Annotated in this window: 14 protein-coding genes; 6 read left to right on the forward strand and 8 right to left on the reverse strand. The window is 63.8% G+C overall.

Features of this window, described 5'->3' with window-relative positions:
* Positions 1–104: 104 nt before the first annotated feature.
* Entirely contained in the window at positions 105–1,313 is a 1,209-nt protein-coding gene (locus LB515_RS16280) for an MFS transporter (protein ID WP_224708319.1), read from the reverse strand.
* A 112-nt stretch (positions 1,314–1,425) separates the two neighbouring features.
* On the opposite strand from LB515_RS16280, the gene LB515_RS16285 reads away from it, so the two are divergent.
* Both LB515_RS16285 and aspS read left to right on the forward strand, forming a co-directional pair.
* On the forward strand, positions 1,426–2,184 hold the full coding sequence (locus LB515_RS16285; RefSeq protein WP_224708320.1) for a DeoR/GlpR family DNA-binding transcription regulator: 759 nt from the start codon (positions 1,426–1,428) through the stop codon (positions 2,182–2,184).
* Positions 2,185–2,305: 121 nt separating this feature from the next.
* Positions 2,306–4,096: an aspartate--tRNA ligase gene (gene aspS / locus LB515_RS16290; RefSeq protein ID WP_224708418.1), complete on the forward strand. Its 1,791-nt coding sequence runs from the start codon at positions 2,306–2,308 to the stop codon at positions 4,094–4,096.
* A 96-nt stretch (positions 4,097–4,192) separates the two neighbouring features.
* Here the strand turns inward: aspS and LB515_RS16295 are convergent, their stop codons facing one another.
* Both LB515_RS16295 and LB515_RS16300 read right to left on the reverse strand, forming a co-directional pair.
* Positions 4,193–5,383 (reverse strand): hypothetical protein, encoded by a 1,191-nt coding sequence (locus LB515_RS16295; RefSeq protein WP_224708321.1) that lies wholly within the window; start codon positions 5,381–5,383, stop codon positions 4,193–4,195.
* A 23-nt stretch (positions 5,384–5,406) separates the two neighbouring features.
* The gene (locus LB515_RS16300) at positions 5,407–5,637 is read right to left on the reverse strand and encodes a hypothetical protein (protein ID WP_224530754.1); all 231 of its coding nucleotides are present in this window, start codon (positions 5,635–5,637) and stop codon (positions 5,407–5,409) included.
* Between the two features lie 163 nt (positions 5,638–5,800).
* Here LB515_RS16300 and parC point away from each other — a divergent pair, with 163 nt between their 5' ends.
* Together parC and LB515_RS16310 are read left to right on the forward strand one after the other, a co-directional pair.
* The gene (gene parC / locus LB515_RS16305) at positions 5,801–8,056 is read left to right on the forward strand and encodes a DNA topoisomerase IV subunit A (RefSeq protein WP_224708322.1); all 2,256 of its coding nucleotides are present in this window, start codon (positions 5,801–5,803) and stop codon (positions 8,054–8,056) included.
* Between the two features lie 282 nt (positions 8,057–8,338).
* Entirely contained in the window at positions 8,339–9,538 is a 1,200-nt protein-coding gene (locus LB515_RS16310; protein ID WP_140842897.1) for an AI-2E family transporter, read from the forward strand.
* Here LB515_RS16310 and LB515_RS16315 read toward each other — a convergent pair.
* The 4 genes from LB515_RS16315 to LB515_RS16330 form a co-directional block, all read right to left on the reverse strand.
* Entirely contained in the window at positions 9,526–10,422 is an 897-nt protein-coding gene (locus LB515_RS16315) for a DMT family transporter (RefSeq protein WP_224639649.1), read from the reverse strand. The two genes, LB515_RS16310 and LB515_RS16315, sit on opposite strands and share 13 nt — an antisense overlap.
* 124 nt (positions 10,423–10,546) lie before the next feature.
* Positions 10,547–11,311 (reverse strand): arginyltransferase, encoded by a 765-nt coding sequence (locus LB515_RS16320; RefSeq protein WP_224639589.1) that lies wholly within the window; start codon positions 11,309–11,311, stop codon positions 10,547–10,549.
* Between the two features lie 147 nt (positions 11,312–11,458).
* A complete protein-coding gene (locus LB515_RS16325; RefSeq protein ID WP_224708323.1) occupies positions 11,459–11,929 on the reverse strand; it encodes an RDD family protein in 471 nt (156 codons plus the stop codon).
* A 106-nt stretch (positions 11,930–12,035) separates the two neighbouring features.
* On the reverse strand, positions 12,036–12,719 hold the full coding sequence (locus LB515_RS16330) for a methyltransferase family protein (protein WP_224639590.1): 684 nt from the start codon (positions 12,717–12,719) through the stop codon (positions 12,036–12,038).
* A gap of 179 nt (positions 12,720–12,898) precedes the next feature.
* On the opposite strand from LB515_RS16330, the gene sthA reads away from it, so the two are divergent.
* A complete protein-coding gene (sthA, locus tag LB515_RS16335) occupies positions 12,899–14,287 on the forward strand; it encodes a Si-specific NAD(P)(+) transhydrogenase (RefSeq protein ID WP_224708324.1) in 1,389 nt (462 codons plus the stop codon).
* A gap of 115 nt (positions 14,288–14,402) precedes the next feature.
* On the opposite strand, the gene LB515_RS16340 is transcribed toward sthA, so the two are convergent.
* Complete coding sequence (locus LB515_RS16340) at positions 14,403–15,275, reverse strand: alpha/beta hydrolase (protein WP_318012630.1); 873 nt, start codon at positions 15,273–15,275, stop codon at positions 14,403–14,405.
* On the opposite strand from LB515_RS16340, the gene LB515_RS16345 reads away from it, so the two are divergent.
* Positions 15,268–16,506, forward strand: a complete 1,239-nt coding sequence (locus tag LB515_RS16345) for an OpgC family protein (RefSeq protein ID WP_224708325.1) — start codon at positions 15,268–15,270, stop codon at positions 16,504–16,506. The genes LB515_RS16340 and LB515_RS16345 overlap by 8 nt on opposite strands.
* The last annotated feature ends 11 nt before the right edge of the window (positions 16,507–16,517 follow it).

Raw genomic sequence — 16,517 nt, forward strand, 5'->3', positions numbered from 1 at the left:
GCCTCTTTCAATTTCAGCCGCGCGGGCATTCGTCAAGCGCCGCGACGTCGTCACGCACCGCTAGTTTCGCGCGATGGCGATATGCGATGGCCCGGCGGCGCGGTTCAGGCCTCGCCGGCCTGCGCCTCCACGCTTTGCCTTGCGGTATCCGCGGCTTCGGCCGATGGCCGTCGGCCAAGCACGCCGGCTGTGGCCAGGCTGAGCAGGATGAAGGGGATACCGATGCCATAGGCCGAGCGGATGCCCCAGTGGTCCGACACGAAGCCGAGCAGCGGCGGGCCAAGCAGAAAGGCGACGAAGGAGATCTGCGACAGGGCCGCGACATTGATCGCCGCCGGGCGGTCGGTACGCTGCGCCGCAGCCGAGATCGCCAGCGGAAAGATGGCGCTGCTGCCGATGCCCAGAAGCGCAAAGCCCAGCATCGAGATGAAGGGCAGGGGCGAGAAGAAGACGATGAACACGCCGACCGCCATTGTCGCCAGCAGCACGCGCGCTACGCCGCTCGGCGAATGGCGGTCGACAAAGCTGTCGGCGAAGAAGCGTGTCGTCGCTTGCGAGAAGGCGAACAGCGCCACGGTTAAGCCGGCAACGAAGGGGCCCGAGTCGAACACTGTGCGCATATAGATGGCGGACCAGTCCATGCTGGCCCCTTCCATCAGCATTGCCGATAGTGTGACCGCGACGAGGATGAGGATCGGCAGCGTCGGACGGGCGAATATCGGCGGCTTGTCGCCGGTCGCGGCGAAACGGGCAGGCGCGGGTTCGAAGCCGCCCAGGAACAGCGCCATCGCAACCGCCACCGTCGGCACCACCAGCGCCAGGTGCAGTTGCGGCGACAGGCCGAGATGCGCCAGCGCGCCGCCGAACAGGCCGGCGCCGAAGAAGCCGATGCTCCAGAATGAATGCGCCCGGTTCATGATCCGGCGCTTGAGCAGGAACTCGGTCCTGTCGGCCTCGACATTCAAAATGATCTCGATGCTGCCGATCATCAATCCGACCGGGAGCAGCATCAGGAACAGGGCCGCGGGGCCCGACGCATGCACCGCGACGGCGTAGGCGAAGCCAAGCAGCGGCACCAGCCACAGCAGCGCGCGGCGAAAGCCGACGCGTTCCAGAATCGGCGTCGCCAGCGTCAGCGCGATCAGAGTGCCGATCGGCGTCCCGATCAGGGCGAGACCGAGCGTGCCGTCCTCGATCTGCATGGCCCGCTTGATATCGGGCAGCCGTGGAAAGATATTGCCCATGGCAAAGGAATAGATCGCGAAGCCGGCATAGACGCGGTGCTGGGGGGCGAGTTTCAGGCTAAGGGTCATCAGGAAATCCGATAAGGAGATTTTGGCGGCGGCTCTCAGGCTGCCGGCGACCCTGTTTCTTGCATGAACAGGCAAAACATGCAATAACGTGCACAAATACATAGGATCGCGCATGCTCACCGAAGAACGCCACCAACTCATTCGCGACCGGCTTGCGGCCGACGGAAAGGTGCTGGCCGGCGAGCTTGCCAGCCGTTTCGGCGTGTCAGAGGACACTGTGCGCCGCGACCTGAGGGAACTGGCGAAGGCCGGGCAGCTGCGTCGCGTTTATGGCGGCGCTGTCCCATCGGGGCCCTTTGCAGCCGCGCCGCTCAGCCAGCGCAGCCGTCATGCGGTCGAGGAAAAAACTCGGCTCGCCAAGGCGGCTGTTGCGCTGCTCGGCACGGGGCAGTCGCTGTTCATCGACGGCGGCACGACCAACGAGGCGATCGCCCGGGCGATCCCGCGCGATATGGAGCTGACCGTCGCCACCAATTCGCTGGGCGTCGCCTCGGCTCTGACGGACCTTCCCTTGGTCGAGCTGATCGTGCTCGGCGGCCGTTATGTGCCCGATCTCGGCACCTGCGTCGGGACAGATACGCTGGCCGCCGTGGCTCAACTCGGCGCCGATCTGTTCTTTCTCGGATCCTGCGGGCTGGATGTCGCGCGCGGCGTCACCGCCTTCGATTCGGCCGAAGCCGAAGTGAAACGCGCCATGGCGAAAAACAGCGCTGGCATCGTCATTGCAGTCACCAACGACAAGCTCGCCACCGCCGCACCCTATCGCGTGGCGGAAGCGGCTGCGATCCGCCATCTCGTGGTGGAAAGGACCGCGCCTGCTGCCACGCTCGCCGATTTCCAAAGCCGGGGTGTGCAAGTCCACTTTGCCTGAACAGTCGCAGCGGCGCGCCTGTGTGACCGCTTGCCTTGACAAAGCCGGCCGCTCATGCGCTTTTCGCGCCAATTTTCGAGCCGGGCCGACGCCCGCAATTTCCGGACTTTACCCCATGACTATGCATCGTTACCGCAGCCACACCTGTGCCCAGTTGAGAAAGAACGACGTCGGCAATTCCGTCCGCCTGTCGGGCTGGGTGCATCGCGTGCGCGACCATGGCGGACTGCTCTTCATCGATCTTCGCGACCATTACGGCCTGACCCAGATCGTCGCCGATCCGGATTCGCCGGCCTTCAAGGCCGCCGAGACCTTGCGCGGCGAATGGGTGATCCGCGTCGACGGCGAGGTCAAGGCGCGGCTGCCGGAAACCGTCAATCCGAACCTGCCGACCGGCGAAATCGAGATTTTCGCGCGCGAGATCGAAGTCCTGTCGGCCGCCAAGGAGCTGCCGCTGCCGGTGTTCGGCGAGCCGGACTACCCGGAAGACATCCGCCTGAAATACCGCTTCCTCGATCTGCGCCGCGAGACACTGCACAAGAACATCGTCGCGCGGACAAAAATCATCGCCGAGATGCGCAAGCGCATGGGGGAGGTCGGCTTCACCGAGTTTTCGACGCCGATCCTCACCGCGTCGTCGCCCGAAGGGGCGCGCGATTTCCTGGTGCCGTCGCGCATCCACCCCGGCACCTTCTACGCGTTGCCGCAGGCGCCGCAGCAGTACAAGCAGCTGATCATGGTCTCCGGCTTCGACCGCTATTTCCAAATCGCGCCCTGCTTCCGCGACGAGGACCCGCGCGCCGACCGCCTGCCTGGCGAATTCTATCAGCTCGACCTCGAGATGAGCTTCGTCGAGCAGGACGACGTGCTCTCCACCATGGAACCGGTGCTGCGCGGCGTCTTCGAGACCTTTGCCGCCGGCAAGCCGGTGACCCAGGAATTCCGCCGCATTCCCTATGACGAGGCGATGCGCACCTACGGCACCGATAAGCCTGACCTGCGCAACCCGATCGAGATGCAGGCGGTCTCGGATCATTTCCGCGACTCCGGCTTCAAGGTCTTCGCCAACATCCTTGCCAACGATCCGAAAGCCGAGGTGTGGGCCATTCCGGCAAAGACCGGCGGCAGCCGCGCCTTTTGCGACCGCATGAATTCCTGGGCGCAGGGCGAGGGGCAGCCTGGCCTCGGCTACATCTTCTGGCGCAAGGAAGGCGAAAAACTCGAAGGCGCGGGTCCGATCGCCAAGAACATCGGCGAGGAGCGCACCGAGGCGATCCGCCAGCAGCTCGGCCTTGCCGATGGCGACGCCGCCTTCTTCGTCGCCGGCGACCCGAAGAAGTTCGTCACCTTCGCAGGCGCCGCGCGCACCCGCGCCGGCGAGGAGCTGAACCTCGTCGATCGCGAGCGTTTCGAGCTCTGCTGGATCGTCGATTTCCCGTTCTTCGAATGGAACGAGGACGAGAAGAAGATCGACTTCGCCCACAACCCGTTCTCGATGCCGCAGGGCGGCATCGATGCGCTGAACGGCCAGGAGCCCCTCAGCATCAAGGCGTTCCAGTACGACATGGTCTGCAACGGCTTCGAAATAGCGTCGGGCGGCATCCGCAACCATCTGCCGGAAACCATGGTCAAGGCTTTCGAGATGGTCGGTCTCGACCGCGCAACCGTGGAGGAGCGCTTCGGCGGCCTTTATCGCGCCTTCCAGTATGGCGCGCCGCCGCATGGCGGCATGGCGGCCGGCGTTGACCGCATCGTCATGCTGCTCGTGGGGGCCAAGAACCTGCGCGAGATCACCATGTTCCCGATGAATCAGCAGGCCTACGACCTTTTGATGAACGCGCCGTCGGAAGCGACCCCGCAACAGCTGCGCGAGCTGTCACTGCGCGTCGCGGTTACGAAGAAGGAAGGCTAGGACTCCGAGCCAAGCCTCTCCTTCTTTTCGAGAAATCGGTTCGACAAAAAAGCCCGGCATCGCTGCCGGGCTTTCGTTTGGAGCTGACGTGTTCGATCAGTCCTGGTTCGCCTTGACCTTGACGCCAAGCGTCTTCGGCAGGTCGAGCGGGTTCGACATGGCGCCGGCCATGATCAGCGCGAACGGCACCGACGACGGCGGCTCGGCCGAGATTTCCAGGCTCTTTGGATTGTCGAGGAACGTATTGACCGCCGCCGAGACTTCCGCCGTCAGCTCGGGATTGTTGAGCTGCGCCATGCCGAACGGCACGATCGCCTTGGCCTGGTTGGCGACGTCCTTGGCCGACATGCCTTGTTGCTTGCCGACATAGTCGAGCACCTTGCCGGTGAGCGAATCGTCCTCGAAGCGCACCGATGCGCCGTTGAACGAAAGCTGCTGCATCAGGCCGAGCATGGCCATGCCTTGCGCGGAATTGTCGGCGCCTTCCGGCTGGGCGGCGAGCTTCTTCTGCATCTCCTGCATCGACTTGATGAAGTCGAGCGTGTAGCCGCCGAGATTGAAGGTCATGCCGAGCGTGCCGGCATTCTCGACCGAGATGTCATATTTCGACAGCTCCATCTTGCCGTCGCTCGGCTGCCAGGTGCCGGCCATCGCGATGTTGCCCGAGATGTTCTGGTAGCCGAGCGCGTCGATCGCTTCCTTTGACTTCGGATCGTCGACCAGCGACAGGTCGGCGGTGAATTTTTCGGTGTTGGCGGTAAAGTCCATCGCCTTGCCGTCGGCCGGCGGGGTGATCTGGACGGCAAGCCCGTCCATCGCGAACGCCGTCTTGTCGCCGACCTTGACCGTCATGTTGGCGAGCTCCGCCGACTTGTACATCATCAGCGAGCCGAGCGGATCGGTGCCGCCTTCGGCCGGGACCTTCATGTCGTGGACGACCACCGGGCTGAGATTGAGCGTCACGCCGTCCTTGCTGTGCTCGAAAGGCGAGGTCGAGAGGGTTGCGATCTCATAGCCGCCATTGGCCTCGCTGACCCCCTCCAGCTTCACGTCGCCGATCGGCAGCGCTTCCTTCTCGGCCGCCGGCTTGATGGAAACACCTTGCAGGACGGCGTTCGAATCGTCGCCGGAGACGCCTGTCCAGGAAATCTCGACGCCCTGGGCGGCAAGGGCCGCCTTGATGCGCTCGGCCACCGCCGGATCGGCGGCGAAGGCCGAATTGAGCGGCAGCGTCAGCAGAAAGGTCGAAAAGGCCAGTTTCTTGAGTGTTGAGCGTTGGATTGTCATGGCGAGTTCCCTGTCCTGATTGGCTATTGTGAAATTATTTTTGACATCTGCTCCATCACCATTCCGTGACGAACGGGACGGGAAAAAGGCATTTCCGGGCCCATTTGTCGAAAACGGCGATGAAAAGCAAACGCCGGTCGGCAGCTATTGCCCGATGCGGTGAATTTGTCATGAAGACCGCGGCTTTCCTCCGCCAGCGCGTTGCATTGCCAGATAGCGGCCGCATGTAACGGATTGATGTTGGTCGGCGTCATGTTGCCGACCAAGCCTGTTGCAGATCGGCGGCAAATTGCAGCCGCCGTGGCGCCGCTTCCGTGAAATCCTTCACACCGCCGGCTGCGTGTCTGTAGCCGCGGCGAATGCGCCGACGTTCACGCGGCGCTTGCCGCGAATCACCCGCTCGGCTAGTCCAAATCCATGGGAAAAAGGCTTTTGCCGCCTGATGACAATGGCGGCGGCGATAAAATCGAACCGGTCGATCTGAAGGAAGCGCTCGAGCGGCGCTATCTCGCTTACGCGCTGTCGACCATCATGCACCGGGCGCTGCCAGATGTGCGCGACGGACTGAAGCCCGTCCATCGCCGCATCATGCATGCCATGCGGCTGCTCAGGCTCAACCCCGATCAGGGCTTCGCCAAATGCGCCCGCATCGTCGGCGACGTGATGGGCAAGTTCCATCCGCATGGCGACCAATCGATCTACGATGCGCTGGTACGGCTGGCGCAGGATTTCTCGATGCGCTACCCGCTGGTCGACGGGCAGGGCAATTTCGGCAACATCGACGGCGATAACGCCGCGGCGATGCGCTACACCGAAGCGCGCATGACCGAAGTGGCGAGCGAGCTGCTTGCCGGCATCACCGAGGACGCCGTCGATTTTCGGCCGACCTACAATGAAGAGGACGAGGAGCCGTCCGTCCTGCCGGGCGCTTTCCCGAACCTGCTCGCCAACGGCTCGTCGGGCATTGCCGTCGGCATGGCGACCTCGATCCCGCCGCACAACGCCGCCGAGCTTTGCGACGCAGCGCTCCATCTGATCGAGCATCCCGAAGCGCCGGTGGCGAAGCTGATGGATTTCGTCCAGGGGCCGGATTTCCCGACGGGCGGCATCATCGTCGACAGCCGCGCCTCGATCCTCGAAGCCTATGAGACGGGCCGCGGCGGTTTCCGCGTGCGCTCCAAATGGGGCCAGGAGGACCAGGGCAGGGGCACCTGGAGCATCGTCGTCACCGAGATCCCCTACGGCGTGCAGAAGGCCAGGCTGATCGAGAAGATCGCCGAGCTGTTGATGGCACGCAAGCTGCCGCTGCTCGAAGACATCCGCGACGAGAGTGCGGAGGACATCCGCATCGTCCTGGTGCCGAAGAGCCGCACCGTCGATCCCGGCATCCTGATGGAATCGCTGTTCAAGCTTACCGAGCTCGAAAGCCGCTTCCCGCTCAACATGAACGTGCTGTCGCGCGGCAAGGTGCCGAACGTCCTGTCGTTGAAGGGCGTGCTGAAGGAGTGGCTCGACCACCGCCGCGAGGTTTTGATCCGCCGCTCGAAATACCGGCTCGGCGAGATCGAGAAGCGGCTGGAAATCCTCGCCGGCTACCTGATCGCCTATCTCAACATCGACGAGGTCATCAGGATCATCCGCGAGGAGGATGAGCCCAAGCAGGTGATGATGGCCCGCTGGTCGCTCACCGACAACCAGGCCGAAGCCATCCTCAACATGCGCCTGCGCGCCTTGCGCAAGCTCGAAGAGATCGAGATCCGCAAGGAATTCGACGGCCTCACCGCCGAGAAGAAGCAGATCGAGGCCCTGCTGGCTTCCGACGCCAAGCAATGGTCGACGATCAAGTGGGAAGTCGGCAAGGTCCGCGACACGTTCGGTCCGCAGACCGAGCTCGGCAAGCGTCGCACCCAGTTTGCCGATGCGCCCGAGCACGACTTGACCGACATCGCGCATGCGATGATCGAGCGCGAGCCGGTCACCGTCGTTGTGTCGGAAAAGGGCTGGCTGCGTGCCATGAAGGGCCACCTGACCGACCATTCGCAGCTCACCTTCAAGGAAGGCGACAGCCTGAAGCTCGCCTTCCATGCCCAGACCACGGACAAGATCCTGGTCTTCACCACCGGCGGCAAGTTCTACACCATCGGCGCCGATCGGCTGCCGGGCGGGCGCGGCCATGGCGAGCCGATCCGCATCATCGTCGACATGGAGAACGACCAGGACATCGTCACTGCCTTTGTCCATGATCCCAAACGCAAGCTGCTGCTCGTCTCATACGACGCCAACGGTTTCGTCGTTTCGGAGGAAGAGGTCGTCGCCAACACCCGCAAGGGCAAGCAGGTGATGAACGTCAAGGCGCCGGACGAGGCCAAGCGCTGCATCCCGGTTTCGGGCGACCATCTCGCTATTGTCGGCGAGAACCGCAAGATGCTGGTCTTCCCGCTGGCCGAAATTCCGGAAATGGCGCGCGGCAAGGGTGTGCGCCTGCAGAAATACAAGGACGGCGGCGTGCTGGACCTGAAGACCTTCACCCTGGCGACGGGGCTCTCCTGGCAGGATTCGGCCGATCGCACTTTCACCAAGTCGCGCGAGGAGCTGACCGAATGGATCGGAGCCCGCGCCGCCGCCGGCCGCATGGTGCCGAAGGGTTTTCCCAGGACGGGGAAATTTGGGTGAAGCAGCGCCTTTTCTTCTCCCCGCGGGAGAAGGTGTCGCCGAAGGCGACTGATGAGGGGTGTTCCAGCCTGACACGGACTTGAGCTGCGTTGGATGCCGCGATATGGGGTCGCCAACGCCTCACCCTGCTGGAACACCCCTCATCCGTCTCGGCGCTGCGCGCCGATCCACCTTCTCCTACAAGGGGAGAAGGAAAGGCACTATTTGGACTATCGTCACGATTGCTGCACTATGATGGTGCATAATCATCCATCGAACCATCAGGCAGGGAGCAACGCCGGGTTGAAGCGCGCCGAGATCCAGAAGCCGGGGCAGCGCCTGTTCGGCCTGTCGACGCCGCTGAGGGCGGCCGTCATCCCGCCGCTGTCGGCGGCGCGCTGGCTCCTGGTGCTGATCGTCGCTGCCGGCGTCTATTTCTTCCACGGCTTTCTGTTCCCGGTGCTGGCGGCGCTCGTCATCGCCTTTGCCAGTTGGCCGCTGTACCGCCGGCTGCTCGTTGGCGTCGGCGGCAACCGAACGGTCGGCGCGACCTTGGCGATCCTTTTCATCCTCACCTTCCTGGTGGTGCCGATCGCGCTTGCCGGCACCTATGCCATCAACGAGCTGCGCGAGTGGGTCACCTGGGCGATCGAGACCAATCGCCACGGCGCGGCGACACCGGGTTGGATCGCCGCCATACCGGTCGTCGGCCAGTGGCTGAACGAGCAGTGGACGGCCTATCTCGGCCATCCCGGCGGCATCGGCGAGTTGATCCAGCTGATCAGCGGCTCCAACATCGGCAGCATCTATCGCGGCGCCTTGGCCGCCGGTGGCAGCGCCTTCAGCCTGATTCTGACGCTTCTGTTCATGATGATCGCGCTGTTCTTCGCCTATCGCGACGGCGAGTCTTTCGCGGCCCAGGTCGATCGCCTCGGCGAACGCATCCTGCCGACGCGCTGGGAACGTATCTCGCGCGTCGTGCCGGCAACCATTTCCTCGACCGTGACGGGCATGACCATCATCGCCATCGGCGAGGGCCTTGTGCTCGGCATCGCCTATTGGCTGGCCGGCGTGCCATCCCCGGTGACGCTCGGCGCGCTTACCGGCATCATGGCGCTGATCCCCGGCGGTGCGCCGCTCTCCTTCACCCTGGTGTCGATCTATCTCGCCGCCAGCGGCAAGCTTTTCGCCGGCGCGGCCCTGTTCATCTGGGGCGCGGTCGAGCTCTTCATCGTCGACAAGACGCTGCGGCCCAAGCTAGTCGGCGGCCCGATCAAGCTCCCCTTCCTGCCGACCTTTTTCGGCTTGATCGGCGGCGTCAAGACGATGGGTTTCCTCGGCTTGTTCATCGGCCCGGTGTTGATGGCGCTGCTCGTCGCCATCTGGCGCGAATGGCTGCGCGAGGTCGAGATCATGGACGAGCTTCCGCCTGTCGCCGACGAGGCCGGCGCGCCGCCGCAGATCGAAGCTGCGGCCGAGCCGAGGAAAGTTCAGGCCGGGTGAACCACGGCAAGCGCGGCACGGCGCTTGCGGCCCTCATGCAATTGCCACAGCGAATGCGCGACCAGCGTCACGATCAGGATCGAGCCGCCGATCAGGCTGTTGCGTGTGGGCTCCTCGGCGAAGATCAGCCAGACCCAGACTGGCGCCAGCACCGTCTCCAGCAGATAGAACATCGCCACTTCCGGGCCTGAAATGTATTTCGGTCCGTTGGCAAGGCAGAAGAACGAGATCGGCATGATCACGGCGCCGTTGAAGATGATCCACCACGGCGCGTTCACGTGAACGCCTTCGCCTGAAACCATGAAGACGGCGAGCGCCAGCGGCAGGATGACGCCGACCAGCGCGGTGAAGCCCATATCCTTGCCGCTGGCGCGCGAAATGGTGATGGCGAGGGCGACGAAGAAGGTCGAGCACAGCGCCATGAAATCGCCGAACAGATGCCCGGTGCCGACGGAGCCGCCGACGATGATCAGCACGCCGAAAATCATCGCCAGCATGGCGATGACGGTTGCAGGCTGCGGTCTTTCCTTGAGGAAGAGCCATGACAGCAGCGCCGCGAACACGGTGTTGAAGGCCAGGATGAAGACAAGGTCGGCCGTCGAGGTGTGATAGACCGCCGTGACGAAGCATATTCCGGTCATGCCGTAGCAAAAGGCCACGGCAAGTCCCGACCAGCCCGGGATGAGCCGGGGCGCGTTCCGGTCGAACGACCGCCAGACGGCCCACACCACCAGCCCGGCCAGCAAGGTGGTGGCGGTGCGCAACATCATGATCGTCCAGGGTGTGCCGTCGGCGAGCCGGATCAGCGGTATGTCGACGGTCAGTGTGAGGCCGCCTATGGCGGTGATCAGGAGACCTTTTTGGTGGTCGGTGTGGGTGGACACTTGGGCATTCTCGCAAACTATCTTGAGCAGGCGCACAGCGGCCACGCCGCGCTCGTTCCAGCCTGAGGGCCGAAAGACCGGTGTCCTCCTCCTTGAAACAGTTAAGGATGAAGCGTGGGGAGGTTCAGCGACTGACCGCTTCGTGGTCGTAGCGTTCCCAGCCTTTCGGGCCGAGATGCTCCTGCGGCATGAAGCGCATCTTATAATTCATCTTGCGCGAGCCGTTGACCCAGTAGCCGAGATAGACGTGGGGCAGTCCCATCGCCTTGGCGCGGGCGATGTGATCGAGGATCATGAAGGTGCCGAGCGAGCGATCCTCGAAGTCGGGATTGAAATAGGAATAGACCATCGACAGGCCATCGGCCATCTTGTCGGTGAGCGCGACGGCTATCAGCTCGCCATGGCCCTTGCCGGTGATGAACGTGTCGGGGCCGCGACGCCGGTATTCGATGATCTTGGTGTCGACATGGGTGTCTTCCACCATCATCGCATAGTCGAGCACGGTCATGTCCGACATACCGCCGCGGCGATGCCGGGCGTCGAGATAGGCGCGGAAGAGCGAGTATTGCTCGGTCGAAGGCTGCGCGTCATGCATGGCGCCGACGAGGTCGGCATTGTGCTGGATGACGCGGCGCATGTTGCGGCTGGGACTGAATTCCTGTGCCAGGATGCGGACCGACACACAGGCGCGGCACGACTCGCAGGCCGGACGGTAGGCGATGTTCTGCGAGCGCCGGAAGCCGCCTTGCGTCAAGAGGTCATTCATCTCCGGCGCCTTGTCGCCGACAAGGTGCGTGAACACCTTGCGCTCGAACTGTCCCTCCAGGTAGGGGCACGGCGACGGCGCGGTCAGGAAGAACTGCGGCGACTGGGTCGGATGCTGCGTCATCTAATCTTGGAAACGCTCCTGCGAATCGTCCTACCTTTGGCCCGGTCGCCGAAAAATTCAACAGGATTATGCTGCCGCGATGGCCTTGGCCTGTTCATATTTAAGCACGGGCGACGCGGCGGCTTGATGCGTGCGGCCGTGAATCCGTCAGATATCGGTGCGGGTTACGACGGTGCCGAGCAGCAGGTCGTGCAGCGTGCGCTTACGGTCGGAGAACAGCGTGACCAGGAGCACCAGCGGCGTCAGGATGACGTTGCCGGCCCAGAACAGCACCGAATGAACCACAGCCGTCATGCCGTCGATGCGGCTGCCGTCGAGCTTCTCCAGGCGGATCCCCATGATCTTCATGCCGGTCGTCGCCTGGTCGCGGCTGCCCAGCGTGTTCCAGATGTAGAGGATGGCGACCATCGGCACCAGCACGGAAAACAGCGCCCAGCCGAGGCCGAAGGTCAACAGCCCGAGAATGGCGACCAGGATGGCGAAGGGAATGGTCAGCAGCGCGACGAAGAAATAGTCGAGCAGGAAGGCGAAAATGCGCCTTGTCCGCACCCCGCGATAGGCGCGGGTGTCCTCGAACTTCGTCGTGATGATCTCGCCGTCCAATACGCGTGCGTTCATATCCGTTCCTCGATCGCAGCACCCCCATGGGAATGCCTGCCGCCTTTTCAAATGGTGAGGGCGGCCTGGAATTCAAGGAACGTGCCCGCCACCGCCGGGCGCGACGTCAGAAGATGCCGGGACAGAGCCTGAAGCGAACCCGCCCGAGATAGTCGCGATACTCCTCTGTCAGCGCCAGGATGCGCTCCTCGCGCAGGATGCGATGGACCTGGAACAGGGTAATGATCGCGTAGACGGCGAAATTGTAGAGCGAGAAGCTCGAAAGCAGGAACAGGATGTGCCCTGCCAGATAGCCGGCATAGATTGGGTGCCGCACGAAGCGGTAGGCGCCGCCGGTGACGACGCCGCGGTTGGCCGGCAGGATGGCGAAGGAGCGGCCAAGCGACATCTTACCCCAGATCACCAGCCACAGCGCCAGGAATTGCAGCGGCGCCGCGATATAGAGCGGGATGACGGCAATTCCATCCTGGAGCGATACGAAACCCGAACCGAAAGCGGCCGTCACCGAGATGAATACCGTGAAAGGGCTCCAGTCGCGGACAATCGGTCGGCGCGCCAGCAGCAGCCAGGTAAAGGTCAGAACGTCGGAGATCATGAGCAGCAGGATGTTCAGCCGGCCCGGATCGATGACGAGGTGACGAGCACCGCGATAGACGAAGACCGCGGCGACCACCAGCGCGATGAAACGGAACAGGCCCTCGCGCAGGTCGGTGAGAACCACGCTGCTCTGAAGGCCGGACCAGAAACCGGTCTCTGCGCCAGGCAGCGCATCGCTTTTGGAAATCGCCAACTCTGTTACCCCGGTGGTCCCCTCGACATGGACCATTGCACGCAAGCCTTGCCGTCCGGTTAAGGTTTCTCGTGCTTTTGGTTGCATCGGCGGATTCGCCTGCCGAGGGAATGGTGTTGCCTGTTGAACATGACATTCTTCCCGGTCTAGCTTGCTGCGGCGCACAAAGGGGACGGGACATGGACTACGACATGCTGGTCATCGGCAGCGGCCCTTCGGGGCGCCGCGCCGCGGTGCAATCGGCCAAGCTTGGCAAGTCGGTGCTGGTGGTCGACAGGGGCCGGCGCCTTGGCGGCGTCTCGGTGCATACCGGAACCATCCCGTCGAAGACGCTGCGCGAGACGGTGCTCAACCTCTCGGGCTGGCGCGAACGTGGCTTCTACGGACGCGGCTACCGGGTCAAGCAGGACATTTCGATCTCGGATCTGGTCGACCGGCTGCACAAGACGCTCGACCATGAGGTCGAGGTGCTACAGCACCAGTTCATGCGCAACACGGTGAAGAGCGTGCGCGCCGCGGTGAAGTTCCTTACGCCCAACAAGGTCAGCCTGACCGCCGACAATGGCGACTATAGCGAAGTCGGATTCGCCAACGCGCTGATCGCCGTCGGCACCAGGCCGCACCGCCCGGCCGACGTGCCCTTCGATAAGAAGCGCGTCTTCGACAGCGACGAGATGCTGGAGCTCCATCATCTGCCGCGCACGCTGACGGTGATCGGCGCCGGCGTCATCGGCGTCGAATACGCCACCATCTTTTCCGCCCTCGACGTGCCGGTGACACTGGTCGAGCCGCGCAACACCATCCTCGATTTCATCGATCGCGAGATCGTCGACGACTTCATCCACCAGATGCGCGACCGCGGCATGACCATCCGCCTCGGCAGCACGGTGAAGGAGATCGCCTCGAAACCCGACCACGCCGAAGTGACGCTGGCCGACGGCCGCACCATCCGCTCCGAGATGGTGCTCTACGCCGCCGGCCGCACCGGCAATGTCGCCAGCCTCGGCCTCGACACGGTCGGCATCGAGGCCGACGCCCGCGGCCGCATCAAGGTCGATCCGCAGACTTTCCAGACCAGCGTGCCGAACATCTACGCGTCCGGCGACGTTATCGGCTTCCCGAGCCTGGCTTCGACGTCGATGGAGCAGGGGCGGGTGGCGGCTTGCCACGCCTTCGGGGTTCACCTGCCGCCGCCGCCGGAGAGCTTTCCTTATGGCATCTACGCCGTGCCGGAGATTTCGACGGTCGGCCTGTCGGAAGAGCAGGTGCGCGACAGCGGCGCAGCCTACGAGGTCGGCCTGGCGCGCTTCCGCGAGACCTCGCGCGGCCACATCATGGGGGTGAGCAGCGGTTTCCTGAAGCTGTTGTTCTCGGTCGAGACGCGCCGCCTGCTCGGCGCCCACATCGTCGGCGAGGGCGCCACCGAGCTCATCCATATCGGCCAAGCCGTGATCAATCTCGGTGGCACGGTCGACTTCTTCGTCAACAACACCTTCAACTACCCGACGCTGGCCGAGGCCTACAAGATCGCCGGCCTGGACGCCTGGAACCGGATGGGACATGGGTGAGGGGATCGGGCGAGGCCGGTCGAGCAGCCCCTCAACGCGTGTCTGGACGATGTTCCTATAACATGCCGGGATGGTCTCGATCGTTGATGGCCGCACCGGGCCCCGCCTGGCCCAGTCAGGCGACCGCGACAGGCGCTGCCAGCCACTGCCGCAGGATCGCGGCGTCCGCATCGCCAAACTCGTGGCCCGAGGCGACGATGCGCGCGTCGACCTCGGCTTGGCGTTCGCTGAACAGTGTCACCAGGGCAGAGGCGAAAGGGCCATAGGTCTGGTCGGCCGCCCCGGCAATGATCAACACGCGGCTGCCGCCGAGGTTGGCCATCGGCGAGATGTCGAGCACCGGCATCGCCCTCAACAGCGCTGCCTGAATGACAATGCCGGGATGGAGCAGCATCAGGCTGGAGACGACATTGGCGCCGTTCGAATAGCCAAGGAAGGTCGCGCGTTGCAGGTCGAGCCGCTGCACCTCCGCGACCTCCGTCACGAACTGGGCATAGGCGGCCGTCTCGGCATGGATGGAGACCTGCTCGAAACTGGTCGGCGTGATTCGCTCGAACCAGCGAAATCCGTCCTCCTGTGGAATGCGGCCGCGCGCCGCGACGATCACCGAACGCGGCGCGATCTGCCTTGCCAGCGGCAGCATCGTCGTCTCGTCGACACCTGACCCGTGCAGCACGAACAGGCACTCGCCGCTTGCGTTCGCCGGCCTCAGCAGACGGTAAGGAAAGGCGAGGTCCCGGCGCAGGATACTGTTTTTATCGCTATATTCGGAAGCGCTCATATCCATTTGATTCCATGAGAGATTCGTTGATTTGCCGGCTTCAAAACGGAATATTTTCGCGCTCCGCGAAAGTTGATTGAACCAGGCGCAATTCGGGCCGTTTTTCCGCCGATACACTCCCCCGTGGAGGAATCGAAGCGGTGCGCCCCGGGGGTCGCATTTGCTGGCTATGAACAACCAGCTTTGAGGCCTTTTGTCGATGACCACCCCTGTTCCCAACGACCGCGATAAGCGTGTCGGAGAGCGCGATACGCGCATCAATGATCGTGACACACGTATCAACGATCGTGACACGCGTATCGACGTGCTGCGCGCGCTCGCGCTGCTCACCATTTTCGTCGACCATGTGCCTGGCACCGTCTTCGAGAACTGGACCTATAAGAATTTCGGCTTTTCCGACGCGGCGGAAGCCTTCGTGCTGATTTCCGGCATCTCGGTGGCGCTGGCTTACGGCACAAAGTTCAAGCCGGGCGGCCGATTGCTCGCGACCTTGAAGATGTGGCGGCGCGCCGGGGTGCTCTACATCTCCCACATCGTAATCACCATGGTGGTGATCGCGCTGTTTAGCGCCGCCGCGCTGTTCGCGCACCGGCCGGAAATGCTGGCGATGATCAACATAGAACCCTTGATGCGCAACACGCCGCAGGCGCTGCTCGGCATCGTCACGCTCGGCCACCAGCTCGGCTACAACAACATCTTGCCGGTCTATGCGGCGCTGCTTCTGGCGGCGCCTGCTTTCGTGCTGTTCGTCAGCTATCGGCCCGTGCCGGCGCTGATCGTGTCCGGCCTGCTGTGGCTCGTCGCCGGCATCTGGCAGATCGCGCCGCCGAACTATCCGGAGCCCGGCCTCTGGTTCCTCAACCCGCTGTCCTGGCAGTTCCTGTTCAACATCGGCCTTGCCGCCATGCTGCATGTGAAGCGCGGCGGGCGCATCCCGGTCAATCCGTGGCTGCTGGGTGCCGCCGGCATCTATGTGGTCGGCGCGGCGATCTGGGTGCACACTCCGCTCTGGGGTCAGATCACGTGGTTCAACCTGCCGGTGGTGATCGGCGGCTTCGACAAGACCTTCCTGTCGCTGACGCGGCTCTTGCACATTCTTGCGGTCAGCTATCTGATCGTCGCGCTGCCGGCGGTCTCCAACCTCTTCCGCGTCCGGCCCGACAATCCGCTCGCGATCCTGGGCAAGCGCTCGCTGCCGGTGTTCATCGCCGGCACGCTGCTCGCCATGGCGGCGCAGGTGCTGAAGCTGATCAACCCGGGCGGCCCGGCCTACGACACGCTGCTGATCGCGGCAGGCATCGCCATGCAGCTCGCGCTTGCGCTCTACCTCGAATGGCTTGCGAGCCTCGGCCCATCCCGCGCCAAGCCGGTGCGCGAGGAGCCTGCGCGTGCGACATTCGCCGTGCAGCCGCTGCCGGCGCGGGCGGGCGGCTACTAGCCGCAGGGCAA

The organism is Mesorhizobium sp. CA15, from assembly GCF_020165215.1.
In the GTDB taxonomy this organism is placed as follows: domain Bacteria; phylum Pseudomonadota; class Alphaproteobacteria; order Rhizobiales; family Rhizobiaceae; genus Mesorhizobium.